General features: G+C 37.0%; 29 protein-coding genes. 7 read left to right on the plus strand and 22 right to left on the minus strand.

Annotated elements, in window-relative coordinates:
- Nucleotides 1–11: 11 nt before the first annotated feature.
- Nucleotides 12–653, plus strand: coding sequence for a DUF1361 domain-containing protein (locus tag PQQ29_RS11095; protein ID WP_010991090.1), 642 nt, complete (start codon nucleotides 12–14; stop codon nucleotides 651–653).
- 49 nt (nucleotides 654–702) lie between these two features.
- Here the strand turns inward: PQQ29_RS11095 and PQQ29_RS11100 are convergent, their stop codons facing one another.
- The gene (locus tag PQQ29_RS11100) at nucleotides 703–1,020 is read right to left on the minus strand and encodes a nucleoside triphosphate pyrophosphohydrolase family protein (protein ID WP_003763449.1); all 318 of its coding nucleotides are present in this window, start codon (nucleotides 1,018–1,020) and stop codon (nucleotides 703–705) included.
- Between the two features lie 198 nt (nucleotides 1,021–1,218).
- On the opposite strand from PQQ29_RS11100, the gene PQQ29_RS11105 reads away from it, so the two are divergent.
- Entirely contained in the window at nucleotides 1,219–1,395 is a 177-nt protein-coding gene (locus PQQ29_RS11105; protein WP_003722274.1) for a hypothetical protein, read from the plus strand.
- A 44-nt stretch (nucleotides 1,396–1,439) separates the two neighbouring features.
- On the opposite strand, the gene PQQ29_RS11110 is transcribed toward PQQ29_RS11105, so the two are convergent.
- The 5 genes from PQQ29_RS11110 to PQQ29_RS11130 form a co-directional block, all read right to left on the minus strand.
- A complete protein-coding gene (locus tag PQQ29_RS11110) occupies nucleotides 1,440–1,739 on the minus strand; it encodes a nucleotide pyrophosphohydrolase (RefSeq protein ID WP_045552839.1) in 300 nt (99 codons plus the stop codon).
- A 106-nt stretch (nucleotides 1,740–1,845) separates the two neighbouring features.
- On the minus strand, nucleotides 1,846–2,172 hold the full coding sequence (locus PQQ29_RS11115) for a thioredoxin family protein (protein WP_003722276.1): 327 nt from the start codon (nucleotides 2,170–2,172) through the stop codon (nucleotides 1,846–1,848).
- Complete coding sequence (locus PQQ29_RS11120; RefSeq protein WP_003769743.1) at nucleotides 2,169–2,606, minus strand: flavodoxin; 438 nt, start codon at nucleotides 2,604–2,606, stop codon at nucleotides 2,169–2,171. Before PQQ29_RS11120 ends, PQQ29_RS11115 begins: the two co-directional genes overlap by 4 nt.
- Entirely contained in the window at nucleotides 2,603–3,652 is a 1,050-nt protein-coding gene (locus PQQ29_RS11125) for a ribonucleotide-diphosphate reductase subunit beta (protein WP_003769744.1), read from the minus strand. The genes PQQ29_RS11120 and PQQ29_RS11125 overlap by 4 nt, the downstream gene beginning before the upstream one ends.
- 55 nt (nucleotides 3,653–3,707) lie before the next feature.
- Entirely contained in the window at nucleotides 3,708–5,999 is a 2,292-nt protein-coding gene (locus PQQ29_RS11130) for a ribonucleoside-diphosphate reductase subunit alpha (RefSeq protein ID WP_010991092.1), read from the minus strand.
- 534 nt (nucleotides 6,000–6,533) lie between these two features.
- On the opposite strand from PQQ29_RS11130, the gene PQQ29_RS11135 reads away from it, so the two are divergent.
- Nucleotides 6,534–6,875, plus strand: a complete 342-nt coding sequence (locus PQQ29_RS11135) for a YxeA family protein (RefSeq protein WP_003769747.1) — start codon at nucleotides 6,534–6,536, stop codon at nucleotides 6,873–6,875.
- 157 nt (nucleotides 6,876–7,032) lie between these two features.
- Here PQQ29_RS11135 and PQQ29_RS11140 read toward each other — a convergent pair whose 3' ends face one another.
- From PQQ29_RS11140 to PQQ29_RS11185, 10 genes are all read right to left on the minus strand, one after another.
- A complete protein-coding gene (locus PQQ29_RS11140; RefSeq protein ID WP_003722282.1) occupies nucleotides 7,033–7,218 on the minus strand; it encodes a CsbD family protein in 186 nt (61 codons plus the stop codon).
- Between the two features lie 94 nt (nucleotides 7,219–7,312).
- On the minus strand, nucleotides 7,313–8,362 hold the full coding sequence (locus PQQ29_RS11145; RefSeq protein ID WP_010991093.1) for a Gfo/Idh/MocA family protein: 1,050 nt from the start codon (nucleotides 8,360–8,362) through the stop codon (nucleotides 7,313–7,315).
- A 22-nt stretch (nucleotides 8,363–8,384) separates the two neighbouring features.
- A complete protein-coding gene (locus PQQ29_RS11150; RefSeq protein WP_003724577.1) occupies nucleotides 8,385–9,353 on the minus strand; it encodes a sugar phosphate isomerase/epimerase family protein in 969 nt (322 codons plus the stop codon).
- A 2-nt stretch (nucleotides 9,354–9,355) separates the two neighbouring features.
- The gene (locus tag PQQ29_RS11155; protein WP_003763466.1) at nucleotides 9,356–10,078 is read right to left on the minus strand and encodes a ThuA domain-containing protein; all 723 of its coding nucleotides are present in this window, start codon (nucleotides 10,076–10,078) and stop codon (nucleotides 9,356–9,358) included.
- Between the two features lies 1 nt (nucleotide 10,079).
- Nucleotides 10,080–10,820, minus strand: coding sequence for a sugar phosphate isomerase/epimerase family protein (locus tag PQQ29_RS11160; RefSeq protein WP_187983890.1), 741 nt, complete (start codon nucleotides 10,818–10,820; stop codon nucleotides 10,080–10,082).
- A gap of 15 nt (nucleotides 10,821–10,835) precedes the next feature.
- Nucleotides 10,836–11,912 (minus strand): Gfo/Idh/MocA family protein, encoded by a 1,077-nt coding sequence (locus tag PQQ29_RS11165; RefSeq protein ID WP_003769755.1) that lies wholly within the window; start codon nucleotides 11,910–11,912, stop codon nucleotides 10,836–10,838.
- Nucleotides 11,913–11,986: 74 nt separating this feature from the next.
- Nucleotides 11,987–12,865 carry an acid resistance transcriptional regulator GadR gene (gene gadR, locus PQQ29_RS11170; RefSeq protein ID WP_010991096.1) on the minus strand — a complete coding sequence of 293 codons (879 nt, stop codon included), beginning with the start codon at nucleotides 12,863–12,865 and terminating at the stop codon, nucleotides 11,987–11,989.
- A gap of 68 nt (nucleotides 12,866–12,933) precedes the next feature.
- Nucleotides 12,934–13,629, minus strand: a complete 696-nt coding sequence (locus tag PQQ29_RS11175; protein WP_003769759.1) for a Crp/Fnr family transcriptional regulator — start codon at nucleotides 13,627–13,629, stop codon at nucleotides 12,934–12,936.
- A gap of 252 nt (nucleotides 13,630–13,881) precedes the next feature.
- On the minus strand, nucleotides 13,882–14,553 hold the full coding sequence (locus tag PQQ29_RS11180; RefSeq protein WP_070753793.1) for a cyclic nucleotide-binding domain-containing protein: 672 nt from the start codon (nucleotides 14,551–14,553) through the stop codon (nucleotides 13,882–13,884).
- Nucleotides 14,554–14,617: 64 nt separating this feature from the next.
- On the minus strand, nucleotides 14,618–15,235 hold the full coding sequence (locus PQQ29_RS11185) for an MBL fold metallo-hydrolase (protein WP_187983889.1): 618 nt from the start codon (nucleotides 15,233–15,235) through the stop codon (nucleotides 14,618–14,620).
- A gap of 131 nt (nucleotides 15,236–15,366) precedes the next feature.
- Between PQQ29_RS11185 and gloA the strand changes: the two genes are divergently transcribed.
- Both gloA and PQQ29_RS11195 read left to right on the plus strand, forming a co-directional pair.
- Nucleotides 15,367–15,756 carry a lactoylglutathione lyase gene (gene gloA, locus PQQ29_RS11190; protein WP_010991098.1) on the plus strand — a complete coding sequence of 130 codons (390 nt, stop codon included), beginning with the start codon at nucleotides 15,367–15,369 and terminating at the stop codon, nucleotides 15,754–15,756.
- 25 nt (nucleotides 15,757–15,781) lie between these two features.
- Nucleotides 15,782–15,940 carry a hypothetical protein gene (locus PQQ29_RS11195; protein WP_003763485.1) on the plus strand — a complete coding sequence of 53 codons (159 nt, stop codon included), beginning with the start codon at nucleotides 15,782–15,784 and terminating at the stop codon, nucleotides 15,938–15,940.
- Between the two features lie 44 nt (nucleotides 15,941–15,984).
- On the opposite strand, the gene PQQ29_RS11200 is transcribed toward PQQ29_RS11195, so the two are convergent.
- From PQQ29_RS11200 to PQQ29_RS11225, 6 genes are all read right to left on the minus strand, one after another.
- Nucleotides 15,985–16,914, minus strand: a complete 930-nt coding sequence (locus PQQ29_RS11200) for a DUF561 domain-containing protein (protein WP_010991099.1) — start codon at nucleotides 16,912–16,914, stop codon at nucleotides 15,985–15,987.
- Between the two features lie 21 nt (nucleotides 16,915–16,935).
- On the minus strand, nucleotides 16,936–18,159 hold the full coding sequence (locus tag PQQ29_RS11205; RefSeq protein ID WP_003739530.1) for an L-lactate MFS transporter: 1,224 nt from the start codon (nucleotides 18,157–18,159) through the stop codon (nucleotides 16,936–16,938).
- Nucleotides 18,156–19,739, minus strand: coding sequence for an acyl CoA:acetate/3-ketoacid CoA transferase (locus PQQ29_RS11210; RefSeq protein WP_010991101.1), 1,584 nt, complete (start codon nucleotides 19,737–19,739; stop codon nucleotides 18,156–18,158). The genes PQQ29_RS11205 and PQQ29_RS11210 overlap by 4 nt, the downstream gene beginning before the upstream one ends.
- Before the next feature lie 229 nt (nucleotides 19,740–19,968).
- Complete coding sequence (locus tag PQQ29_RS11215) at nucleotides 19,969–21,336, minus strand: sigma-54 interaction domain-containing protein (RefSeq protein WP_003763489.1); 1,368 nt, start codon at nucleotides 21,334–21,336, stop codon at nucleotides 19,969–19,971.
- A gap of 105 nt (nucleotides 21,337–21,441) precedes the next feature.
- Nucleotides 21,442–22,515 carry a GGDEF domain-containing protein gene (locus PQQ29_RS11220; protein ID WP_010991102.1) on the minus strand — a complete coding sequence of 358 codons (1,074 nt, stop codon included), beginning with the start codon at nucleotides 22,513–22,515 and terminating at the stop codon, nucleotides 21,442–21,444.
- A 177-nt stretch (nucleotides 22,516–22,692) separates the two neighbouring features.
- Nucleotides 22,693–23,454: an SDR family oxidoreductase gene (locus PQQ29_RS11225; RefSeq protein WP_010991103.1), complete on the minus strand. Its 762-nt coding sequence runs from the start codon at nucleotides 23,452–23,454 to the stop codon at nucleotides 22,693–22,695.
- 184 nt (nucleotides 23,455–23,638) lie between these two features.
- On the opposite strand from PQQ29_RS11225, the gene PQQ29_RS11230 reads away from it, so the two are divergent.
- Nucleotides 23,639–24,202 (plus strand): TetR/AcrR family transcriptional regulator, encoded by a 564-nt coding sequence (locus tag PQQ29_RS11230; RefSeq protein WP_187983888.1) that lies wholly within the window; start codon nucleotides 23,639–23,641, stop codon nucleotides 24,200–24,202.
- Nucleotides 24,203–24,307: 105 nt separating this feature from the next.
- Nucleotides 24,308–24,655 (plus strand): magnetosome magnetite crystal formation protein family, encoded by a 348-nt coding sequence (locus PQQ29_RS11235; RefSeq protein WP_003724594.1) that lies wholly within the window; start codon nucleotides 24,308–24,310, stop codon nucleotides 24,653–24,655.

Below are 24,655 nucleotides of genomic sequence, written 5' to 3' on the forward strand. Positions count from 1 at the left end.
GTGACTATTTCATGACGAAAGCAATTTGGACTTGCCGAGCGTTCTTACTCGGATACTTTCTTGTGCTGCATTTCACTGCAGATACTTACACTTTTCTAATTTTAAATGTCGGGCTTGCTTATATACCTTTCGAAATAGCTGTATTTCTCACAAAAAAACCTCGCGTCTGGTGGATTTTTTGGCCACTAGGGATTGTTTGGCTAGTATTTTTCCCAAATGCACCGTATCTTTTAACTGATTTACTTCATTTACAACGTTTAGAAATTTACGGGGCAGAAGGAATACTTTCAACAGCACCTTGGTTATGGCGACATTTCACTTATATTATCGTCGGTGTGTTCTTTGGATTATTTATTGGATTCTGGTCTTTCGCAAAAATGCTTGCTGAAATAAGAAGACGATTTAATTGGACTAGTTTACTAAGTTATCAATTACTTTTGATTGGGTTAATTTTATTATCTAGTTATGCGATATACATTGGACGGTTCTCTCGTTTACATTCCATCCATTTACTTACGCAGCCAATTGATTCATTGCAAATTATGTTAAGTGTTTTTCACTGGCCATTTTGGAATTTTGTATTTTACTTTTCGATTATCCAATATGTAATTTATACGCTATTTAGCAGGTTTTCTAGCTCACTAAAAAACTAAAAACGTTTGTATTTTAGGAAAATTAATTTTCTTAAATACAAACGTTTTTTTAATCGATATGGAGCTTACTTCGCTCTTTTGAAAAACCTTGAGGATAACGACGCTTTAGTTTCTCGATATTTAATTCTGCTACTGTTTCCATGCTTATATCTGCCCATTTAGCAATTTGCGATACGTACCAAAGTACATCTCCTAGCTCTTTTGTTAGAGACTCCTTATCTAAATCATGTCCATGAAAAGCATATTTCTTAATCAAATCGGCAACTTCACCGGCCTCTCCAGTAATACCAAGTCCGTAATTTGTTAGTGCCTGTTCGTGTGTTGCAGCAGTTCTATTTGCTAAAATTTGATACTCTTTAAAATCCATATGTTTTCCTCCTTGCTTCTCTCACTTTCTTACTATAACAGATAATTTTTTTCCTTTGCAGTCTTGACTATTTCCAACTTATGCGAACTGGTGCTCTATCAATGCATTTCATCTTTAAAAATTTTTTATCTTTAAAGTCTTATTTTTTTCAGATAATTCCTATATAATAGAGATAAGATTTCTGAAAGGAGTTTTCAAATGAAACTAGCTGGCTTAGTGTTACTTCTGATTGGTTTGATTGGTTTTGGCTTTTCGTTTAGCATTACCGGACTTATCGGTTTTGGTGTATGTATCATTTCTATTATTTTAGTTATAGCAGGAATTTTTACAATGATTCGTTCCAAAAAACGCCGTAAACGTTCTTATTCCTATTAAAATAAAAAGCTGCTTTATCATTATTTGGTAAAGCAGCTTTTTTTCTATTTTTTCGGCCAAGTTCTCATACGATTTTCTGCTAACTTCATTCGAACAAGTTCCTCGCCGTCCGCTCCCATACTTTCTGCAATTTGAAGAGCATAGATAATCACATCAGCTACTTCTTTTAAAAGTTCTTCCCGATTCTCTTTTAGCGCTATTTCATCTGTTTTCCACTGAAAGCATTCAAGTAATTCTGCTGCTTCAAGTGACAACGAAATTGCTAAATCTTTTGGATGATTGTATTGATCTAACCAATCACGTTCTTTTAGAAAAGTAGTAATTTCATCTTGTAGTTGTCTCACTGTTTTAGCTCCTTTAGAAGAATTTATTTGTGAAAAAAATTGCAAACTCTTATAAAAAAATGAGCACCAAGCCGCCTATTTATAAGGAGACTTGCTACTCATTAAATTATGCGTTTAATGAAACTGCTTCTTCAATTTTGTTTGGTGGGATAAATCCGTTTAAACGGTGGATTTCTTCGCCGCCTTTGTATAGTACAAGTGTTGGCGTTTGTTGTACATCACGATCAAAAAAGAAGTTTTCGCCCATTTCTTCTAATTTTACTTTTAATACTTTCACTTTGCTTGCGATTTCAGAGTTTTTGAATTCAGCAAACGAAAGATCAAGCATTTTACAATTAGGACAATTATCTTTCCAATAATCTACATATACTAATTCTTCCCCATTAATATGAGCTTGGAACTCTTCAGGTGATTTAATTTCAATACTTGTCATTTGATTCCACTCCTTAACGCTAAAATTTTCTTGACCCAATTGTCTATATCAGCCACATCTTGTTCTGTGTGTGGCATTTGCTCTATTTTTAAAGTTGGGTAGCTTGTGCCGAAGTATTTTGCCATTCGGTCAACAGCCCCGCAATAAAACTCCATACCCCATTGTGTTTCCCCAGTGCCAAAAATGGCTACATTCTTGGGCTTAACGGCTAGTTCCGCGATAAAATCTTTCATATCCGGCGGCGTTCTTCCGTAGTCGACTGTCCATGCCCCCAACACGTACAAGTCAAAATCCTCATCAAGCGGATACTCGGCTAGAGGAGATACGCGAAAGGACACAACTTCATGTCCTTCGCTTTGTAAAATCTCTTCAATTTCGTCAGCCACCATTTTCGTATTGCCGCTTAGAGAATCATAGGCTAACAAAATTCTCATAAATCGTCGAATCCGTTATCCATATTCGTTTTTTTATAGCTTGAATTGCGCATTTCGAAAAAGTCGGTTTTTGTTTCTGTAAAGTTATCTGCGTAGGCTTTGATCCATGTCATTGTATTATCACTATGTCCTGGATAAAGTTCTGGAATACCAAGCATTCCTAGCATTTTGTTGGCACGATATTTCACGTAGTCAACCATTTCTTCCACATCAATACCTTCAATACCTTGTAACACTTCTTCAGACCATTCTGTTTCAAGTTCAACAGCGTGGCGGAAAGCATCATGCGTATATTCTACTAGCTCTTCTGTTTGTAATTCTGGGTTTTCACCAAGGATTGCCCGGATTACTTCTGAAATGAACTTCGAGTGAGCTAGTTCATCACGATTGATAAAGCTAATGATTTTCCCTGTTCCTGTCATTTTATTTTGACGAACAAGATTGTAGAAGTAAGCAAAACCACTGTAGAAATTAATTCCTTCTAAAATAGACGATTGAATTAAAGCTTTTACAAGTGTTTCACCTGTTTTATTATTCATGAAATCATCATATGCAGCCATGATTGGCTCATTACGTTTGATGATTGTCGGATGTGTTCTCGCAAGTTCAAAAACACGATTTTGTTCTTGTAAATTTGTAATAGAAGCAAGTACATAAGAATAACTTTCATTATGGATAACTTCTTGTTGCGCGATAATTGCTGCATTCGCATGAACTGCTGGATCGGTAATGTATTCCGCAATGTTATAGATAAAACGTGTTTGTGGTGAATCAAGTGTTGCTAACAAGCCAATGATTGCATCAAAAGCATATTTTTCTTGTTCTGAAAGAGCGGGATATTGTTTTGCATCGCTTTTCATATCTACTTCATCTGGAATCCAGTAGTTAGTAGAAAGTTCTTTATAAGCACGGTAGAAAGATGGATACGGGATGTCATTCCAATTCAAAATCCCGCTAGTTTCTCCGTTTATGATTGAAGTAGAACGATTAGGAAATAAAGGTTCTAAAATTTTAATACGTGTCAGTTGTTCTTTTTGGTTAGCCATCTAGGCAAGCCCTCCCTTTCTTATTGTGTTATCGATAAAATGTTTTAGAGATTTATCAGCTTGAGCACCATTCACACTCTTCAACATCAATATCGTTGGAGCGGACATAGTAAGTTGTTTTCAGTCCTTCATTCCAAGCAGTCATGTGTAGTTCAAGTAGTTTACTTGCTTTAATACCACTTGGTACATAGAAGTTAAAGCTTAGTGATTGGTCTACGTGACGTTGACGACGACCGTTTTGACGTACACTTGCGAATTGGTCAACTTTGTAAGCACCTTTTTCGTAGTATGGGTATGTGCTTAGGTTTAAGTCCGGTGCAATTACTGGACGACGGTAATCTTTTTTCTCTTCATAATAGAATGCGCTGTAAATTGGATCAATCGAAGCAGTTGAACCAGCAATTTGCGCAGTACTCATATTTGGCGCAACAGCTACAAGGTAAGCATTACGCAAGCCTTTTTCTGCTACTTCTTTCGCTAATTCTTGCCATTCAGGTGAGTTATAGTTACGACGTGCGAAATATTCTCCAGTATTCCAGTCGCTTCCTTTGAAGACTTTATAAGCACCTTTTTCTTGAGCTAGTTTGTTACTAGCGCGAATAGCTAAATAGTTAATTTGTTCATATAATTCATCGGCATATTTCTCAGCTTCTTCTGAGTCCCAAGCGATATTTTTAAGAGCAAGCAGGTGATGCCAACCAAATGTTCCAAGTCCGATAGAACGGTATTTTTGGTTTGTAATAGTAGCTTGCGGTACTGGTAGTTCGTTTAAATCGATAACGTTATCTAGCATGCGTACTTCTACTTCGATTAAACGTTCTAAAGTACCTTCTTCAGCAACAACCGCACGACCTAGGTTAACAGAAGATAAGTTACATACAACAAAATCTCCCGCTTGTTTTGTAATGACGATTTGATCTCCAGAAATAATTTCTTGAATCATTTTTGTTGGGCTCATATTTTGCATGATTTCAGTACACAAGTTACTAGAATACACCATGCCTTCATGTTTATTTGGGTTCATTCTGTTTACTTCATCACGGTAAAACATGAATGGATTCCCTGTTTCTAATTGACTCATCATGACACGTTTCATGATATCAATTGCTTTAACGATTTTTTTACTGATTGTTTCATCAGCTACTAATTCGTCATATTTTTCGCGGAAAGTACCTTCGCCTTTTGATTCATCGTAGAAATCTTGTAGGTACCAGCCTTTTTTCGCTTTTACTTCATGTGGATCGAATAAATACCATTCGCCGCGACGTTCTACAGCTTCCATGAAAATATCAGGAATACAAACTGCAGTAAACACATCATGTGCGCGCAAACGTTGGTCACCATTGTTTAATCGCAAATCAAGGAAAGATTCAATGTCTTTATGGAAAACATCTAAATAAACTGCAATCGCGCCTTTACGTTGACCTAATTGATCTACGCTAACCGCGGTATTGTTTAATTGTTTAATCCAAGGAATAACGCCACCACTTGCGCCTTTTACGCCGCGGATAGCAGCTCCTGTTGAACGAACATAACCAAGATATGCTCCAACACCGCCGCCGTGCTTAGAAACGCGAGCAACGTCTGTATTACTATCGTAAATCCCTTGTAAGCTATCATCTACTGTATCAATGAAGCAACTAGACAATTGTCCGCCAACTTTTCCAGCGTTTGCAAGTGTCGGTGTCGCAACTGTCATATATAGATTACTTAGCGCCCAGTAAGCTTCTTCAACTAACTTCATACGCTTTTCTTTTGGTTCGTTTTGCATTAAATAAAGTGCGATAGTTAACCAGCGTTCTTGTGGCAACTCATACACATTACGTTCGGAGTCAGTTGCCAAATAACGTGTCGCAAGTAAATACAAACCATTATAAGTAAATAATTTATCTTTTTCAGGGTCAATTAATTTCCCTGCAGCAATTAAATCTTCTTTAGAATAATTTTTTAGGATATTACCAGAATAAATACCACGCTCGCCTAAACTTTCTTGAAGTCCAACGTATGAACCATATTTATCATCGTCATTATAAAAACGATTTTTACTCGCTTTTTTATATAATTTATTTAAATAAAGACGTGCCGCGAAATGTTCCCATTCAGGAATATGAATATCTGTACGAGCTTCTGCTTCCCTAATTAGATAATCAACTAATTCGTCAGCCGCATAATCTTCCTTCTTCTCAACAAAATTAAAAACCTTACGTTTGTAATCTTCTAAATCAAGTTTTGGAAATTCTTCATGGATTTTCTCTAAATATCCATCCAATCGGCTTTTGTCAAAAGGTAGCTTTCTGTTTCCCCCGTCTTTTACTATGTAAGTTGTCATTTGCAATCCCCATTTCATCCTTTTTTCCTCGTTGTAAAAATATCTGATTCATTTTGCGCTTTTTCATTCGTCCGCTGAACTATTTATGGTCGTTCCATGGAGCAAAAAAATTAACTTTTAAAGGAGCAAATTCCCCTCAATAAAAGTTAAAAGGCGATGAAGCAATATTTCGCTTTCGATACTATATATAGTATAACTTTTTCATTGTGAATGCAAGATATAGTGCTTTGATTTTATCCGTGAAATCTCCAAAACGACGATTACAACAAGGTTTTTAGCAAATAAAAAATTTTTTCGAGTGAATTCATGTGTTTTCTTGCACATTTATTCTCTTAAAAAGCCACTACTTATAGTGTCTGTTTTTTTCTTCATTTCTACATTTAGTAGGTAAAAAAACTGTTTTTTATAACTTCACAAACTTATGATTCGATTTCGTCACCATTCTGACAAAATTGTAAGGTTACACGAGGATATTGTTAGTTAACAAACAGGATATTATTCTGTATTCATTGTAAACTTAATGTAATAAAGCAAAGGAAGGATGAGGGAGAAATGTTTACTAAAAAAAGAGTTTTGATGGTGTTAGCGGCAGTTCTTCTAGCTGTCTGTGCTATTTGGGAGTATGCGATGCCAACCGATGCCGCAGTCAAATCCTATTACCTTAAAGTAGAAGAAACTGGTAAAGCTGTAACAAAGAACCAATTTAAAGGTTATAAATATGTTTCCAAAGTCTATGATGATAAAGGAAAACAAAAAAACATTACATTCTATTCTGAAAAGAAATTAGCTAAAGATGACCAGTTTAAAGTATTAATCGGCGAAAACAAAATGGTTGTTAACTATAAAAAAATCAAAAACGTCCCTGATAAAATTAAATACCTAGCTGAAAAATAAAAACACTTTGTTCTAGCCTAATTAACAGGCTAAACAAAGTGTTTTTTTATTGAAGACTGAATCCGACTCCGCATAAACCTATCTCGTTTGGAACAAAACCTTTTGCCATTAATTGACAAAAAAAACAGGCTTGAAAATTTCAAGCCTGTTTTTTAACTTATTCGGATAATTTCTTTTTAGCGTCGCCCGTTTTATCTTCTACTTCGCCTTTAGCTTTTTGAGCTTTACCTTCTACTTGTTTGCCTTTATCATCTGTTGCTTTACCGAACTTGTCTTTTGCGTCACCTACTACTTTGTCTTTAAGTCCTTTTGCTTTGTCTTTCATACCTTTATCTTCGCTCATTGTTATTGCCTCCTAATTAGAATTTATGTTCTAATGAAGAATCTTTATCTCCATAGTAGTGTTTTCCACATTATAGAAAGCTAAAACATCTTTTTTAAATAGAATGAACGGTTCGATTGGTCTCAGCCGCTTCAAATATGGCTTCAATCAATTTTAAAACTTGATAAACTTCTTCGTTTTGAACGATTGGTTCACTCGTATTATTTAAAACATCGACAAAGTTATTATAGAAAGATGGAGCTAATTTGGCAGGTGCCGGAAGTGATAATGTATTGGTTGCTTCTTCGCTTGGTGGTGCCATTGTTTTTGTCAGTCCTTGCCCTGCTTTAATTGGCGTTGGCTCTGAAGTTTTAGCAAGTGCGGTTGGTTTGACGATTTCCCCACTTAGATCCCAATCGTGGATAATTCCGGTTCCTTCTGTGCCTTTGACATACCAGCGAGGTAGTTTAATGAAGTTCGTTGTGCCTACTTCGATTTGAGCAGTAATACCATTTTCAAAAGTAATGAACGTTACGAAGCCATCATCGACTTCATCCCCAAGCGCAAAACTTAAATTAGCAGATACGGACTTCACATTGCTATCCACTAGGAATAACAATTGGTCAAGTAAATGTACGCCCCAATCAAGTACCATCCCGCCGCCATGTGCTTTCAAATGACGCCAATCTCCTGGAATACCATTTGCTCCGTGGACACGTGATTCTAGGTGGAACATTTCACCAATCGTTTTTTGTTCGAACATTTCTTTAATAATAAGGAAATCTTCGTCCCAACGTCTATTTTGATGAACCATAAAATGTTTATTTACTCTTTTAGCCACGTCCATAATTGCTAGTAAATCTTCACTTGTCATTGTCACTGGTTTTTCACAAACAACGTGTTTCCCTGCTTCAAGTGCGCTAATTGCAAGCTCTTTATGGCTATCGTTTGGCGTTGCAATAAGAACAGCATCTACTTTTTCGTCTGCTAAAACAGCTTCATAACTTTCATAGATTTTTAAGCCTTTTTGAGCGGCGGCTTCGCGTTTTTCTGCTAGAATGTCGAATACGCCATGAACTTCTAAATTATCAGCAGCCGATGCAAGCGTTACATGATAGCTTCCCATTCCGCCGTAACCAACAATTACTAATTGATATTTTTTCATTCTAAGACATCCTTTCTTATTGTTACGCCCACCACATATCCAGTGGTTTGTCTTTAATTAAGATCGATTGTAAGTTTGTAACAGCACGATCGAAGCCTTCGTCAATCGACATTAATGGATCTTCGTGTTCGATACTGACTACATAATCATAACCATATGTTCGAAGCGCGCTCATAATATCCGACCATTCTGTCAAACTATGACCACAACCAACCGAACGGAATGTCCAACTTCTTGTTTGAACGTCGCCATATGGTTGCATATCCGTCAAACCGTACATATTGATATTATCTTGATCTAAATACGTATCTTTAGCATGGAAATGATGGATTGCTCCAGCTTTCCCTAAGATTTTGATAGCTCCAACTGGGTCAATTCCTTGCCACCACAAATGGCTTGGATCTAAATTAACACCGATAGCATCATTTGTTTCTTCACGCAGTTTTAAAATGGTATATGGTGTATGACATAAGAAACCACCGTGCAATTCGATACCAATTTTAACACCAGAAGCCGCTGCAAGTTCGCCAATTTCTTTCCAGTAAGGAATTAGCTTAGTTTCCCATTGCCATGTTTTAATATCGCTATAAACAGTCGGCCAAGGAATTACCGGCCAGTTCGGCGCTTTGGCATCGTCACTATCTCCCGCTGTTCCAGAAAATGTATTAACAACCGGAACGTTCATTAAAGAAGCTAGTTTGATTGATTTGCGCAAAATTTCATCAGATGCAGCCGCTTCTTCTTTATTGGGAGAAATCGGGTTATCGTGGCAACTAAAAGCACTAATTGTTAATCCTCGACTAGTAAATTTTTCTAAATATTCCTTGCGCGCTGCTTCACTCGCTAAAAGTTCATCGGTTGGACAGTGATGATTCCCAGGGTTCCCACCAGTCCCGATTTCGACAGCATCAAGTCCTGCCGCTTTTACTTTATCTAACATTTCATCTAATGATAAATTTGCAAATAATGGTGTAAATACGCCTAATTTCATGTTTATTTCCTCCCTATTTTTTCAAGTGGTTGATGATTTCCATATTTTGGATATGTTTTTCGACCTTCTGCACACCAGTGAACGCCGTTAATAATTACTTGTTGAATATCCGGGTGGTGATACGTTGGATAAGATTCATGGCCAGGTTGGAAGTAGAAAATCCGCCCATTGCCTCTTTTGTATGTGATACCGCTTCGGAAAACTTCTCCGCCTTCAAACCATCCTAAGAAAATGAGTTCATCTGGTGCTGGTATATCAAAATGCTCGCCGTACATTTCTTCTTCATCTAATTCAATAAATTCACCAATACCTTTTGCGATTGGATGCGTCGGATCAACTACCCAAAGACGCTCCCTTTCATTTGCTTCACGCCATTTTAAATCACAACTCGTGCCCATTAAACGCATAAAGATTTTTGACATATGTCCAGAATGAAGTACGATAAGCCCCATACCTTCTAAAACACGTTTTTGCACACGATCGACAATTTTATCTTCTACGCGGTCGTGCCCCATATGTCCCCACCAGATTAGAACATCTGTATTCGCTAAAACTTCTTCTGTAAGCCCATGTTCCGGTTCTTCCAACGTAGCTGTTTTCGTATCAATTCCTGCTTTTTCTAGGAAACTAGCAATTTGTCCATGAATTCCATCTGGATAAATTGCAAGCACAGCATCATCTTCTTTTTCGTGTAAAAATTCGTTCCACACTGTCACACGCGTCATATTATTTCTCCTCCAATACATTCGCTAAATACGTATAACCTTTTGCAACACTTGTTAACGGATCTTCAACAAATGCTTCTTGCTCAATAATTAACCATTCTGTTCCTGCATTAAGCGCTGTTTTCACGTATCCTGGAACATCGAGAATTCCTTCGCCGATAATGGTGCTTTCTTTATTCGTTTTCGCTTTATCTTTAATATGGATTAGCGGTACTCGATTACGATATTTTTCGATAAAAGGAATGACTCCTACACCAGCGTACTCTATCCAGTAAGTATCTAATTCTGCAACCATTTCAGGAACATTCTCAAGTAAATTGTCCAAAATGATTTCGCCATCTAATTTTTCTAATTCGTGAGCGTGATTATGATAGCCAAACGCCATTCCGGATTGTCGGATTGCTTTTCCGATGTTACTTAGCTCTACGCTGAATTCAAGCCATCCTTCTTTTGAGTCGAAATCGGCATATGGACAAATAATGTATTTATTACCTAATTCCCGTTCAAAAAGAATGACGTTTTCTAAATTGGCTTGAAGCTCTTCTTTACTAATATGTGATCCCGCTACTTCTAGTCCAAGTTCGGCTAATTTCGCTTTGATTTCACTCGCGGATTTACCATAATAGCCAGCAAATTCCACGCCGTCATAACCCATTTCCGCCACTTTTTCTAAAGTTCCAAAGAAATCGTCTTCACAAGCTTCCTTAACACTCCATAACTGCAAAGCTATTTTTGCTTTCATAAAAGCACTTCCTCCTTAATTAAAATAAACTGGTTGTCCTGTTTTTGAGGATTCATAGATAGCTTCTAAAATTTGTGTTACGACAAGAGCTTGCTCAGGTTTTACAACTGGATCAGTATCATTTAAAATTGCCTCTAACCATTGTTCTGCTTCGATTAAGGCTGGATCATCACCTGTTCCATCGTAAAAATCAACGCCGCCTGCTTCTAATTGGATTTTCTTTTCATACATTTGGCTGTGTGCCTCACCGTTAATTCGTAATCCATCTTCCATATCAGCGCCACCTTCTGTTCCCGAAAGTGATGTTCTCGCTTCACCAACATCTAATGTGTTTAGCGCCCAGCTTGCTTCTAAAACAATCGTTGCGCCATTTTCCATAGTGATAAAACCAAATGCAGAATCTTCTACTGTAAATTTACTTGGATCCCATGAACCCCACGCATTCGCTGCATTTTCTTTTTTCGCAAGTTTATGGTAGCTATTTCCTACGACATATTTTGGTTTATAGTTGTCCATCATCCAAAGTGTTAAATCAAGTGCGTGTGTTCCAATATCAATAAGTGGTCCGCCACCTTGAGCTTCTTCGTCCAAGAATACGCCCCAAGTTGGTACTGCCCGGCGACGAATCGCTTTAGCTTTTGCATAATAAATATCGCCTAATTCACCATTTTCGCAAACTTGATGCAAGTAATCAGAGTCTTTACGGAATCTATTTTGGTAACCAATTGTTAGTTTTTTCCCTGTACGATTAGCAGCTTCAATCATGCTTTTCGCTTCTGCTGTTGTTTTTGCCATTGGTTTCTCGCACATAACATGTTTTCCAGCTTCCATAGCCGCAATAGAAATTTCTGCATGAGAAATATTTGGTGTACAAACATGGATGACATCAATGGATTTATCTTGGAGTAATTCTACATAGTTTGTGTATACGCTTGCATTTTCGCTGCCAAATTCTTTTGCTGCCGCTTCCGCTTTTTCTAGAACAATATCACAAAAAGCAACCATTTCTGCTTTCTCAGCTTTTAATAAACTTGGCATATGCTTCCCGTTTGCAATGCCTCCACAACCAATAATTCCAACTTTTAATGTCATAATAAAAAACCTCCAATAGTTTTGATAGTTACATCATACAAAACTACTGAAGGTAATTCTTCCTATTTTATTGCTTAATTATTCCCGTATATTGTCTTCCTGTATTTAAGAGGCGCTACCCCCATCGCTCTTTTGAAAGCATGGTGGAATGTTTTAACGCTACTAAATCCAGCAAGTTCAGCTACTTCGGTTACAGGGAACGCTTCATTTAACAACATCCATTTCGCTTTATTTAAACGGTAATCATTTAAAAAAGTCACAAACGTCATACCAGTATTTCGCTTGAAAAATTTCGTGAAATAATACGTACTAAATCCAGTATAATCCGCAACTTCTTGTAAGCTAACTGGTTCTTGATAATGTTTTTCTACATATGAAAAAATCTGATCTAGCTTTTGGAGTGTTTCTTTTGATTTAAGTACAGCTTTTTCGGAAATGACGCTATCAGGTTGCGTTTTTTTCTGTGGTATTTCGCGGTAAATTAAACCAATAATCGCTAGCAGATCGGCTTTAAGAATATAATGTTTGCCCGGGGAATCATTACTCGATTCTAAATGGATATTTCTAATAAGTGATTGTACCTTCGCCGTCGTTTCTTCTGGCCATTCTCGGCTTAAATGAGCCATCTCCGTGAGCATTTCTCGAAGGGTGCCATTTTGTCCGTCCATTTGCATTTCTTCTTGAAATAGGCTTAAATCAAATTGAATAACAATACGCTCACTATTTGGTGAAGCTAAAAAATAATGTACATCTCCGCCGTTAATGATTTGTATTTCACCCTCATTAAGTTGGATGGGCATATCATTTACTCCAAGGTTTAGACTGCCTTTTAGTGCATAAATAATCTCAATTTCTTTATGCCAATGAGGATAAACAAGAACTTCTCCTTCATTAACAAAAGATCGAAACGGAAATGCTTTATTTAATTCTGGAATTTCCAAGTATTCACTCATTGCGGAACTCCTTTTTTCTTTCATTTTAGCATAAAAAAGAAGACAGCCGGTAGACTATCTTCTTTTATTTATAAAATTAAAGATTCATATGGAATTTCATTGAATAGTTTTTCTACATTGATAATTACAGGAATTTTAGTATTTAATAAATATCCTTCTTTTTTGAGTTCGCTAAGAGTTAGACTAAGATATTCTCTTGTGATTCCCATAAATTTAGATAAAAATGTAGTTGATAATTCTTGTGGTATTTGAATATTGTCACCGTTTGAAATGCCATATTCATAGCCAATCGCAGCAATCACGTGCTTGACGCGATCTTTTACTTTGAGTGTGTTAAGTAAACAGCGACGTTGCAGAATCATAATTTCTTTTTTAGATTGAAAAAGCATAAATTCTTCAATGCTCACATGTTTTTCCACCATAAAAATAAAAAAATCTCTATCAACTGCAGTAATCACACTAGAACTAGGCGATAATAATTTTGCGCTAATATTACGTTTTAAATCTGAGGACATAAAAGATGAAAAATTGCATACATCACCATGTTTCAGTAATTGATCGTATCCTATATAATCATCTATTTGCGTTCCTTTCATAACAATCCCTTTTTCAACAAAATAGATCCCTGTTACAAAATCAACATCAAACAGCTCGTTTTTAGAAAGCTTAATACTCATACTATGTTTAGCAAAATCCCCAGACTTCTTACAAAAATGAAGCGGATTGGTCAAGATTTCATGTTGTCTTTTTTCTAATGTGTTCATTGCAAATTCCTCCTCTAAAGTATAATATCACAGAATGAAAACACCCTAGAGAAGGCTTAAACCAAATAAAATAACGTTATTATCAAAAAACAAGATTTTTTTTACTATTACGCATTAAAAATAAACATTTTTTAGGCGAAAAACAGCTAAATAAGTACTTTTTGTGACATTTTTTCTCACGTTTTTTTAGATGTTTTTTTAAATTTTCCACCTTTTACGCACAGAAAATCAATAAATATTAAGTTTTATAAATTATAGTTCATCGATTTTTTTTATTACCCACGGTTTATGGCTATCGTCTAAAATTCCTTCTTTTCTTAGTTTGAGTACGATAATATTCGTGTACTCTCTTGTCGTATTTGCGTATTGAGCCAAAATAGAATTATTAATTTCATCTGGCAAAATAAAATCTTTCTCTTTTGTTACTCGTCCCATATACAAACCAATTTCTTTCAGACAAGCTCTAATGCGAAGTTCCTTTTTCATAAAAGTACGTTTGCTCGCTTTAAAATAAACTTTTCTTGTATAAAGTAAATTCGATAATAAAAATTTAGCTTTTTGATTATTTTCGTCTAACACTCGTCCTACAAAATCAGGATCAAGCACCCAGCAACGAACTTGCGTTAAACACCGTAAAAAAGCGTCTTCCGGTTCTTCTTTGATTAGCGGAATTAAATTGATGGCAATCTCACCACCAACAAAACTAATAATGCCAAAGTCGCCATATTCATTTTTGAGACAATAGGCAAAATATCCACTTTCAACTAAGTAAATCTTGAAGTTTTTGTTGTCGTTCATTTTGATTTCTTTGCCTCTTGGGAAAATTTCTTGGTAGCAATATTCATGAAAGTCTATATCTTTTTTTAGTAATTGGAGTAGGGCTTTAGTTGTTGTATCTTTGAAAATTTCTTCATCTGAATGCATGTTCTAACATCCTCTCTATTAAATTACAAAAAAACTGCAGACTAGGTGCTTCTGCAAGTTCTTTTTAGTTGAAATATGGGTTTGTTTTCTTTTCATGACCGATTGTAGTTGCATCTCCGTGTCCTGAATATGCTGGCAAATCATCTGGCAGTACAAATAACTCTGTTTTAATACTATTGATTAACGTGTCAAAGTCACCTGTATATAAGTCAGTTCGGCCAATGCTTCCTTTGAAGAGCGCGTCACCAACCACTGCAAAATCATCGAAAATAAAACTTACGCTACCGATAGAGTGTCCTGGTGTTGGCACCACTTTAAAACGAAAACCTTCTATATTATAGTCACCTAATGTAAATTCGTATTCAGCAGGTTGTGCAACAATTGCTTTTCCCGCGATATGCGCAGATAGGTTTAAATCTGGATTTGAAAGCCATTCTTGTTCTAATGGGCTAACATATACCGGAATTTGATAAGTCGAGCGAATTTCTTCTAAAGCGCTAATATGATCATAATGACAATGCGTCAGTAAAACAGCAATTGGTTTCACTCCCAAACTAGCAATTTCCGCTTCAATTTTATTAGCTTCATCGCCCGGATCAACAATTAAAGCTAAATTATCTTGATAAATGATATAACAATTTTCTTGGATTATTCCTGTCATAATTCGTTTGATTTTTGTCATTTCACTTCCGCCTTTCTTCACATTCATCATTATACCGAAAAACTGGCTTTACTTCCATCAATATTCCTTGTTTGTATTCACTTCCGAGATATACTACAATGAAGAAAGAAGTTTAAAAGGAGGAAGAAAAAATGACTGCAAAAATGTTACATACGTGTATCCGCGTAAAAAATCTAACTGAATCCATTGCTTTTTATGAAAAAGCATTAGGGTTAAAAGAAGTTCGTCGTAAAGATTTCCCTGATTTCGAATTTACTTTAGTTTATATGGCGTTTGAAGAAGGCGGTTTTGAACTAGAATTAACTTACAACTATGATCAAAAAGAAGCTTACGATTTAGGAAACGGCTATGGTCATTTAGCTGTTGGTGTTCCTGATGTACGTGCTTTACTTGAGGAACATAAAGAAGCTGGCTACACTGTCACAGACTTAAAAGGACTTCCAGGTGAAGATCCATTCTATTACTTCTTAACAGATCCAGATGGTTATAAAACAGAAATCATTCAAGATGGCGCTTTATAATTAGGAAGAGAACTGGAGACTTCTAATGATAAAATATTTCATAATTATTTTAATTGCATTAGCCATCAATGGGATTAGTTTTCTATTCCATAATGATGTAGCTAATCTTATCGCTGTTATCATTACAGCAGTATTGCTCGTTTATTTAATGGTAGATTTAACCAAAATGTATCGACGCAAATGAAAAAGGACCAGCAAAATCTAATAGATTCTGCTGGCTCTTTTTTATTATTGAATGACTAGGTTACTTGCGACTTGTTTTGACTCTTTCATCAGGTTTTCGATAATATCACTTGTGGAACGAATTTCAGTTAACATTCCACAAATTTGCCCAGCCATAACGGAACCATTTTCAACGTCACCTTCATGGACTGCTTTTCTAAGAGAGCCAAGTGTTAATTCTTCTAACTTATCTCTAGAAGCATTTTCGTTTTCTAGTTCTACATATTTCTTAATCATTGGGTTTTTAATACTTCTAACTGGCGCACCATTTCGGCGGCCTGTTACAGTTGTGCTCGTATCAGTGGCGTCAAGTACCGCTTGCTTAAAGCTAGCAGGAACAGGACATTCCTCAGCAACAAGGAAAAGTGTACCGATTTGGACACCGCTTGCACCTAATGCATAAACTGCTGCCATTCCGTGGCCATCTGCAATACCACCTGCTGCAATGACGGGGATATTTACTGCTGAAACGACTTGACGAACTAGCGCCATCGTTGTTGTTTCACCAACATGCCCTCCTGCTTCTGTACCTTCTGCAACAACTGCATCGACACCGATTTCTTCCATTTTTTGTGCAATTTTTACAGACGGGATAACGGCGATAACTTTAATTCCAGCTGCTTTAAATTTTTCCATAAATGGTTTAGGTGTTCCTGCCCCAGTTGTAACAACGCGCACATCTTCTTCAATAATGACATCGACAAGTTCTGGACAATTTGGCATCATCAGCATGATATTTACAGCGAACGGTTTCGTTGTTTTTTCTTTACAAAGGCGAATTTGTTCTCGTAACGTGTCTGCTGACATTCCACCTGATGCGATAATTCCTAGCCCACCTGCATTTGATACCGCGGAAGCTAATTCATATGTGGCAATTTGTGCCATTGCCCCTTGTAAAATTGGATATTTGATTTGTAGCATTTCAGTTAAACTCATTTTCTTTTCTCCTCTCTATTTTTACGCTAATTCTTTCGTTGGTTGTTTTTTCTCACGTAATTTATAAACAATATTAATACAAAGTCCTACAGCAGCAAGCGCGATAGCTATATAGAAAGCTTGTGTGAAGTCGCCACCGTTTTGACCGGCAATTTGCGCTGCCATTTTTGGTGCAAAGAAAGCTGCTGTGGAATAACCAATGAAGACGATTCCGTAGTTGACGCCTTGATTTTTCGGACCGTAATTTTCCATAACGATAGATGGGAAAACACCCATTGTCCCGCCAAAGCAAAGTCCAAGTCCAATGATTCCGATAACAAACCCAACAACCGATTGAAGCGTTGCAAGTGCTAGTAAAGATAAAGCAATAACTGTATAGATAATCATTAATGTATTAGATCTACCTAGACGGTCAGATACAGCGCCCCAAACTACTCGACCTAAACAGTTGCTTAGTGAATAAATACTAACGTAAGCAGCCGCCGATGCAGCCGTTAAGCCAAACATATTTTGACCAATTAAGGATGCATTAGAAGCAATCATCAGACCTGAGAATGCGCCAATACCTAGCATTAAAAGAATCAGATAAAAAGTAACTGTTCGAACCATTCCCGTCCAAGGTACATTTACCATACCAGCTGCATTTCCAGCAGGTGGTGTCCAGCCTTTTGGTGCATAACCAGCTGGTGCGACGCGAATAAGGAAACTACATCCAATGACAACTGCGATATAAACAGCTCCCATAATTTTAAATGCTGTCATTACGTTATATGTTTCAATTAAGTGGTTCGCAATCGGTGCAGCAATAATTGTCGCTCCACCCATTCCTGCAGTAATAAGTCCAGAAGCAAGACCACGTTTATCTGGGAAAAGACGAATCGTGTTACTAAGACAACCTGAATACGCAAAACCTTGTCCAAGCCCAGCAAGAACACCATAAGACAAGTAAAGCATCGTCGTTGAAGTAGCAAAACCTGTCAGTGCAAAACCAAGCCCAAAGAGGATTCCCCCAATTAAAATGGCCCATTTTGCTTTCCCTTTATCCGTTAAAATCCCACCTAAAATAGTTGGAATCGGTCCAATCGCCGCATTAATTGTAAATGCCATCATAACTTGTGGAATTGTCCAACCATGAGCAGCACTAAGCGGTCCAGCAAAAACACTAAACGCATATACCGCACCGGTACAAAGCAGAACACCAACAGAGCCAATCAAGACTCCCCAACGGTTTATTTCTTTTGTCATATAGATACTCCCTCTCTTGTTTGTTTTTCAATAATAGCTTTTAAGCCACCCCATTGTTCGCTAAACATACCGCTATCCATTACTTTTAAATCACTCGCAATAACGGGTTCGAATTCCATTTGTCCAAGAATATCTTTTTCTAAATCAACGCCTGGTGCGATTTCTGTTAGAACCATTTTGCCATTTTCTAAACGGAATACAGCTCGTTCTGTCACATAGAGAATTGTTTGGTCGGTCGTTGAAGCGTATTCGCCGCTAAATGTGATTTGTTGAACTTGTTTGATAAACTTTTTAGCTTTTCCTTCTTGTAAAATCTCTAGTTTGCCGTCAGCTACTCGCGTCTTTAATCCACCTGCAGTAAAAGTTCCGGCAAAAATTAATTTTTTCGCTGATTGGGAGATATTAATAAATCCACCACAGCCAGCAACTCTTGAGCCAAACTTGCTGACATTCACATTACCGGATTCGTCTGTTTGCGCCAAACCAAGTACGGATAAATCAAGTCCGCCACCATCGTAAAAATCGAACTGCGAATGATGATCGACAATAGCTTCACTGTTATACGCATGACCGAAATCTGCTAAACCAGCTGGAACACCGCCAACAGATCCTGCTTCGGTTGTTAGTATTAATTGGTCACTCACGCCTTCTTCCGCTGCAACAGTAGAAACATTTACTGGAATTCCTACACCTAAATTTAAAATGGTTTGTGGTTCTAGTTCTGCTGCAGAACGACGCGCAATCACTTTACGGTCATCTAACGCAAGTGGCTCAATATCGCCAAGAGGAACTTGAATGTGTCCAGAGAAAGCTGGATTATACTGTGTATTTTCAGTTTGGAAATGATTTTCTGGTTCTGAAATAACAATATGATCAACTAAAATTCCTGGAACTCTTACATCTTTAGGATTAAGCGATCCTTTTTTCGCAACAGATTCTACTTGAGCGATAACAATTCCGCCTGAATTTCGAACAGCCTGCGCAATTGGCAAGACTTCCATATGTAAGCCTTCTTTTTCTAAAGTTAAGTTCCCAAATTCATCTGCCACAGTTCCGCGAATGAGTGCAACTTGAATTGGAAAACTTGGATAAAATAGCCATTCTTCGTCTTGAATCGTCAATAGCTCTACTAAGTTATCTTTAGAACTCGCGGACATTTTCGCCCCTTCAATACGCGGGTCTACAAATGTTCCCATACCAATTTTTGTAATAACGCCTGGTCGCTTAGCTGCGATTTCCCGGTAAAGTTGCGTAATTACACCTTGTGGTAAATTGTATGCTTCACATTTGTCTTCTTCAATTAGTTTCGCCATTTTAGGAGAAGCAATCGCAATTCCGCCAATCCAGCGTTTAATTAATCCTTCATGTCCCCAATGACTCATTCCTTTTTCCCTGCGATCACCAAGCGCACTAGCATGCATAACGGTTAGATTACGCGGAGCCCCTTCTTCTAAAAAACGCTTTTCAACCGCGATAGCCATTTCTTCATTAACACAAGCTAAACCGAAACCACTAAAAGCTACAGTATCGCCATCTTTTATTAATTTTGCTGCTTCACTTGCTTTTATTACTTTTGACAAATTCCTCACTCCTTATTGTTCAATTATTCACATATATTTGTAATGATACGCACTTACTTATAAAGCAACTTTCATGCCAACATTTAAAATGGCTTTATATCAACCTTTTTAAATTTAAGCATTATTAATCGTCGCAAAAAAGCGACATAAAAATTAGCACTGTTACAAAAAATAGTCGCGAAAATGCAACAAAAAAACCTAATCGCGTATTCCGATTAGGTTTTCTAAATTAATGAAGTGTTTTTAGTTTTCGATATAAAACAGAGCGATGAATCCCAAGCACACTAGCCGCTTTTGTCACGTTTCCATCACTTTCTTCGAGCACTCGCAATATAAAGTGTTTTTCCACGTCTTGTAAATAATCTTTTAAATGAAGTGATTCTTTTTTCGTTTGCTCTTTAAAATGTAAGTCTAGCGCAAAATCATCTGTTTCAGAAACTGTCACTTCTTTATTACCAGACATAACAACTAAGCGTTCAATCTGGTTTCTAAGTTCACGTACATTTCCTGGCCAGTTATGAGAAAGTAATTCTTTCGTTTTATCGCCGCTTAATTGAAAATCTTTTTGATACTTTTGATTAAATTTTTGAATGAACTGACGTGCAAGGCCAATAATATCTTGCGGTCGCTCTCTAAGTGCTGGAATATGAACCGGCACTACATTAATACGATAATATAAATCACGCCTAAACGTTCCTTTTTCAACCATTTCGCCAAGGTTTCGATTTGTCGCTGAAATAAGTCTAAAGCGCCGTTTCGTCTCAGTTGTTGAGCCCAGTCTTCTTACCTCGCCAGTTTCAAGCACTCGGAGCATTTTCGCTTGAAGCTCTAACGGCATTTCAGAAATTTCATCTAAAAATAGTGTGCCGCCATCAGCTAGCTCAAGCATCCCGGGTTTTTCAATATCCGCACCGGTAAATGAACCTTTTTCATGTCCGAAAAGCTCAGATTCAAATAATGCTTTTGGGATTGCCGCACAGTTAATCGAGATAAATGGTCCAGCAGCTTGTTCACTTTTTTCATGAATATAGCGCGACAAGACTTCTTTACCAGTACCGGACTCCCCGTATAATAAGACTTTACTGTCAAACGGGGCTATTTGATTGCATACTCGAACTATCTGTTTCATCGCGACGCTCTCCGCTACTATCACGGTGCCATCATTTTCTTTATAATCTTCAAGAAGAAGTGACTCTTTATTGCCCGAAATTGCCTCACCACGCCATGTTTTAAAACTATCTGGTTGCGTTTCATCTGACATCGTAACAACTAAATGCACGGTGCCATCTGGATAGAGAATTGGCGTAGAAGTCGAACGAATACTAAAACCTTTCTTCGTATTGATAACTTTTGTTTTCTTTTGTTTGGTTCGGATTGCTTCTAGCGTGACAGAATCATTGTACACACCGTCTTCCACTAAGTCCCTTACATTACAACGAAGTAATTCTTCAAGCGACATTCCGACCGTAAGCGCAGTGAATTTATTAGAAATTAAAATATTACCGTCTGCATCAGTGACAAAAAGCGTCGTCGGCATGTCCTTATTTAATTCACCAAATGACTGTACTCCCAGCAAGTTATCCATTAAGTCAAACATTAAAAGCTCATCCTTTTGGACTAGTTTCCTAGTTATTTGCTCATCATTACACAATCTATTATAACATAAGACGTCTGCTAGAAGTACTCGTTTTTTTGCGACAAGCTAATTTCCATCTGCAATACAAACACGATTTCGTCCGGTTAATTTTGCTTTATACAGGGCTTCATCGGCAGATTTAAACAAACCTTCACTTGTATTAGCACCATCTTTACTACTGCTAACACCAACTGAAATCGTAATTTTCACTAGTTTTCCACTCGGTATCATAAAATCGTGCTCTTCCGTTTCTTTTCGCACTTGTTCAGCAAAAAAATTACCTTTTTCAATCGGACAATCTAATAAGACAATGGAAAATTCTTCCCCGCCATTTCTAAATGCCTCAGAACCATCTGATGTGTTTCGTTTTAAAATAATAGCTAATTGTTTCAAAATGGCATCACCAGCGTCATGGCCGTATGTATCGTTAATATTTTTAAAGTAATCTATATCAATTAACATTAATGTCACTTGTCTACTTCCGGCGTCCATCACATGGTTGATTTTTTCATCAAATTGCCTTACATTCGATAACCGCGTCAGATAATCGAGTGTAGAGTCTTGTTCGTATTTTTGAAACAATTGCTTTGATTTAATCATATTCTTCATTAAACCTGCGGAAACAGCGCCAATTACAAGCGCGATAGATACAAATGTAAACATATTAACCCAGAAGTCTGGCTCTTTTGCTAAAATCAAATGTAAATTAATGACTACAAAACCGCACGCAATAATATTCAAAATAAAAACGCCCCAAATATTATATTTTTCTAAGCGTTTGCTAAAAAGAGCTGTTATAATGCCAATCAACATCATGATTACACCAGCCATCACTGCTGCAGAATTCACTGAAATTAAAAAGCGTGAAGTTGTAATAATGACCGCCGAAACAATTGCCGGAATGGGCCCGCCGTAAAAGCCCACCATAATAATAGGAATATGACGCAAATCAACAATTACATTATTTGAAATCGGTATCCCAAAAATCATTAGTGCAAATCCTAGCAGCCCTGCCCATACACCTATCACCATTTTTCTATTTATCGATAATTCTTTCGTAATTGGCTCTTTATAGACTAAAGAAATAATATAAAATCCTGCGAGTAATATCGCTGCATTACTTACCAACTGTTCAACCAAAAAGCATCCCCGCCTTTCACTTTGTTATTTAATACCCCATTATGCTCACAACTATTCATTCTCTCTATACAAAGAAACAACCCCTAAATGCGAAGTTGTTAAAAAATATCCATCTTTCTATTTTCTCATAAAAAATCCGCAAAAGAAAATAATTCTCTCATGCGGATTTGTTATTTTTTAGTAAGCTGTCCAACCAGCGTCTGCAGTAATTACCGTTCCGTTTACAAAACTAGCATCATCCGAAGCTAAAAATAGAGCTACTTTGGCGATTTCAGAGGCATCACCAGCGCGAGGGTTTGTTCCCATTCCAATCATAGCTCGTTCTTGCCCAAATTGATCTGGAGCATAAATAGTAGTACCAATATTTGTATTTACAGCTCCAGGTGCTATAGCATTACAGCGAATATTTTTATTAGCATACTGGAAACCAACATTTTTTGTAAAACCAACGACAGCATGCTTAGAAGCTGTATACGCTGCCCCTGCTCTTGAGCCAAACAAGCCTCCAGCAGATGCGATATTAACGATAACTCCCTGTCCTTTTTCTTCAAAGATATGAAGTGCTTTTCTAGTTGCTCGCATTACTCCAGTTGTATTTATCGCAAACACTTTATCCCAAAGCTCATCTGTTAATTCGCCGGCTGGGACAAAATTATCCATGATGCCCGCATTGTTTACTAAAATATCTAACGTTCCGTATGTCTCAGTAGCTTTGTTAATCATGCTTTCAATATCGTCTTGTTTCGTGACATTCGCAACAACCGCAAGTGCTGTCCCTTGTTCGTCTTCAATTAATGCGACTGTTTTTTGTGCCGCTTCTAAATTTAAATCCGCAACAACAACCTTCGCCCCTTCTTTCGCAAAAAGAACCGCAATTTGTTGCCCCATTCCAGAAGCTGCCCCTGTTACAACTGCTACTTTTCCAGCTAATTTCCCCATTATTACTTCCTCCTTCACTTTTGATACGCTAAAAAGGATTAAATTTCACTCCTTCTTATTTCAATTATAGCCCCGATATAAAGCGCTTTCAATATGTAAAGAAAGCCTGTTTTGTTGATTAAGCAACACTTTTGCGTTATATGTATAGTAATAGGAAATTTTTCTCGGATGGGAGTTTCAAATGATGGATAGAAGGATTAAAAAAACAAAGCAAGCCTTAAACCAAGCTTTATTTACTCTTCTTGATGAAAGACCTTTTCAACAGATTACGATTACGGATATTGTTACAGTAGCAGATGTTAACCGAGGCACGTTCTATAAACATTACCGTGACAAAGAAGAACTTTTAGATAGCATCATTGATGAAGTGCTGGCTGATTTACAAAAAGCGTATCAAGACCCTTATACACATAAGACGCCTTTTTCCATTCAAACACTTACACCTTCCATGATAAAAATTTTTGATCATGTTTATGGTCATCAAGCTTTTTATACACAAGTTATAAAATCTACAATCCGTCCCAGTTTTCAAAATCAAGTTTGTGACGTTATTCGAGAACTGATTTTGAATGACTTTGATTATTCAGCTGATAGTTCGAGTATAGAGCCCATGTTACTTGCGTCTTATCAAGCACATGCGATTTTCGGCATGATTGTTTTTTGGGCCGAAGAAAATTTTGCTCATTCGCCGGCGTTTATGTCAGAGCAACTTCTTCATATTATTCAGGCTAAAAACAAAGTCGTATAATTCTTACATATTTGTTATATTATTTTCCTTCTTTGTAACTTGAAACGAGGGCTTCATAATCCTAGCCTTGCTATAATAAAGACATCTTAGAAAGGTGTGTTGATTATGAATGATCATCGTATTTTAAATGCTTTAAGTTATTTTAGTATCCTCTTTGCACCAGTTATTGTGCCAGTATTGATTTGGATTTTTGCTAAATCAGAGGATGTTACTCATCATGCTAAAGTTGCATTACTAACTCACATTATTCCGACTATCGCTGGTGTTCTATGTTTCTCCAGTGTTTTCGTTACAGCTTTGACAAACGGCGGCTTACTCGCAAATGTATCATTTTTCGTTACCGGTAGCTTATTTATATTTACACTAATAGCTATTGTTGGATTGTTTATCTTTAATATTGTTCGAGGTATTCAAATGCTTTTAACGAAAAATGAAGAAGATGCTTGGATTTAA

The sequence above is a fragment of the Listeria innocua genome, assembly GCF_028596125.1.
Taxonomy (GTDB): domain Bacteria; phylum Bacillota; class Bacilli; order Lactobacillales; family Listeriaceae; genus Listeria; species Listeria innocua.

What these genes read in the sequence shown, in the direction of transcription:
- PQQ29_RS11095 (WP_010991090.1), top strand. Translation starts at nt 12, where the DNA reads ATGACGAAAGCAATTTGGACTTGCCGAGCGTTCTTACTCGGATACTTT.
- PQQ29_RS11100 (WP_003763449.1), bottom strand. Translation starts at nt 1,020, where the DNA reads ATGGATTTTAAAGAGTATCAAATTTTAGCAAATAGAACTGCTGCAACA.
- PQQ29_RS11105 (WP_003722274.1), top strand. Translation starts at nt 1,219, where the DNA reads ATGAAACTAGCTGGCTTAGTGTTACTTCTGATTGGTTTGATTGGTTTT.
- PQQ29_RS11115 (WP_003722276.1), bottom strand. Translation starts at nt 2,172, where the DNA reads ATGACAAGTATTGAAATTAAATCACCTGAAGAGTTCCAAGCTCATATT.
- PQQ29_RS11120 (WP_003769743.1), bottom strand. Translation starts at nt 2,606, where the DNA reads ATGAGAATTTTGTTAGCCTATGATTCTCTAAGCGGCAATACGAAAATG.
- PQQ29_RS11125 (WP_003769744.1), bottom strand. Translation starts at nt 3,652, where the DNA reads ATGGCTAACCAAAAAGAACAACTGACACGTATTAAAATTTTAGAACCT.
- PQQ29_RS11130 (WP_010991092.1), bottom strand. Translation starts at nt 5,999, where the DNA reads ATGAAATGGGGATTGCAAATGACAACTTACATAGTAAAAGACGGGGGA.
- PQQ29_RS11135 (WP_003769747.1), top strand. Translation starts at nt 6,534, where the DNA reads ATGTTTACTAAAAAAAGAGTTTTGATGGTGTTAGCGGCAGTTCTTCTA.
- PQQ29_RS11140 (WP_003722282.1), bottom strand. Translation starts at nt 7,218, where the DNA reads ATGAGCGAAGATAAAGGTATGAAAGACAAAGCAAAAGGACTTAAAGAC.
- PQQ29_RS11145 (WP_010991093.1), bottom strand. Translation starts at nt 8,362, where the DNA reads ATGAAAAAATATCAATTAGTAATTGTTGGTTACGGCGGAATGGGAAGC.
- PQQ29_RS11150 (WP_003724577.1), bottom strand. Translation starts at nt 9,353, where the DNA reads ATGAAATTAGGCGTATTTACACCATTATTTGCAAATTTATCATTAGAT.
- PQQ29_RS11155 (WP_003763466.1), bottom strand. Translation starts at nt 10,078, where the DNA reads ATGACGCGTGTGACAGTGTGGAACGAATTTTTACACGAAAAAGAAGAT.
- PQQ29_RS11160 (WP_187983890.1), bottom strand. Translation starts at nt 10,820, where the DNA reads ATGAAAGCAAAAATAGCTTTGCAGTTATGGAGTGTTAAGGAAGCTTGT.
- PQQ29_RS11165 (WP_003769755.1), bottom strand. Translation starts at nt 11,912, where the DNA reads ATGACATTAAAAGTTGGAATTATTGGTTGTGGAGGCATTGCAAACGGG.
- gadR (WP_010991096.1), bottom strand. Translation starts at nt 12,865, where the DNA reads ATGAGTGAATACTTGGAAATTCCAGAATTAAATAAAGCATTTCCGTTT.
- PQQ29_RS11175 (WP_003769759.1), bottom strand. Translation starts at nt 13,629, where the DNA reads ATGAACACATTAGAAAAAAGACAACATGAAATCTTGACCAATCCGCTT.
- PQQ29_RS11180 (WP_070753793.1), bottom strand. Translation starts at nt 14,553, where the DNA reads ATGCATTCAGATGAAGAAATTTTCAAAGATACAACAACTAAAGCCCTA.
- PQQ29_RS11185 (WP_187983889.1), bottom strand. Translation starts at nt 15,235, where the DNA reads ATGACAAAAATCAAACGAATTATGACAGGAATAATCCAAGAAAATTGT.
- gloA (WP_010991098.1), top strand. Translation starts at nt 15,367, where the DNA reads ATGACTGCAAAAATGTTACATACGTGTATCCGCGTAAAAAATCTAACT.
- PQQ29_RS11195 (WP_003763485.1), top strand. Translation starts at nt 15,782, where the DNA reads ATGATAAAATATTTCATAATTATTTTAATTGCATTAGCCATCAATGGG.
- PQQ29_RS11200 (WP_010991099.1), bottom strand. Translation starts at nt 16,914, where the DNA reads ATGAGTTTAACTGAAATGCTACAAATCAAATATCCAATTTTACAAGGG.
- PQQ29_RS11205 (WP_003739530.1), bottom strand. Translation starts at nt 18,159, where the DNA reads ATGACAAAAGAAATAAACCGTTGGGGAGTCTTGATTGGCTCTGTTGGT.
- PQQ29_RS11215 (WP_003763489.1), bottom strand. Translation starts at nt 21,336, where the DNA reads ATGTTTGACTTAATGGATAACTTGCTGGGAGTACAGTCATTTGGTGAA.
- PQQ29_RS11225 (WP_010991103.1), bottom strand. Translation starts at nt 23,454, where the DNA reads ATGGGGAAATTAGCTGGAAAAGTAGCAGTTGTAACAGGGGCAGCTTCT.
- PQQ29_RS11230 (WP_187983888.1), top strand. Translation starts at nt 23,639, where the DNA reads ATGGATAGAAGGATTAAAAAAACAAAGCAAGCCTTAAACCAAGCTTTA.
- PQQ29_RS11235 (WP_003724594.1), top strand. Translation starts at nt 24,308, where the DNA reads ATGAATGATCATCGTATTTTAAATGCTTTAAGTTATTTTAGTATCCTC.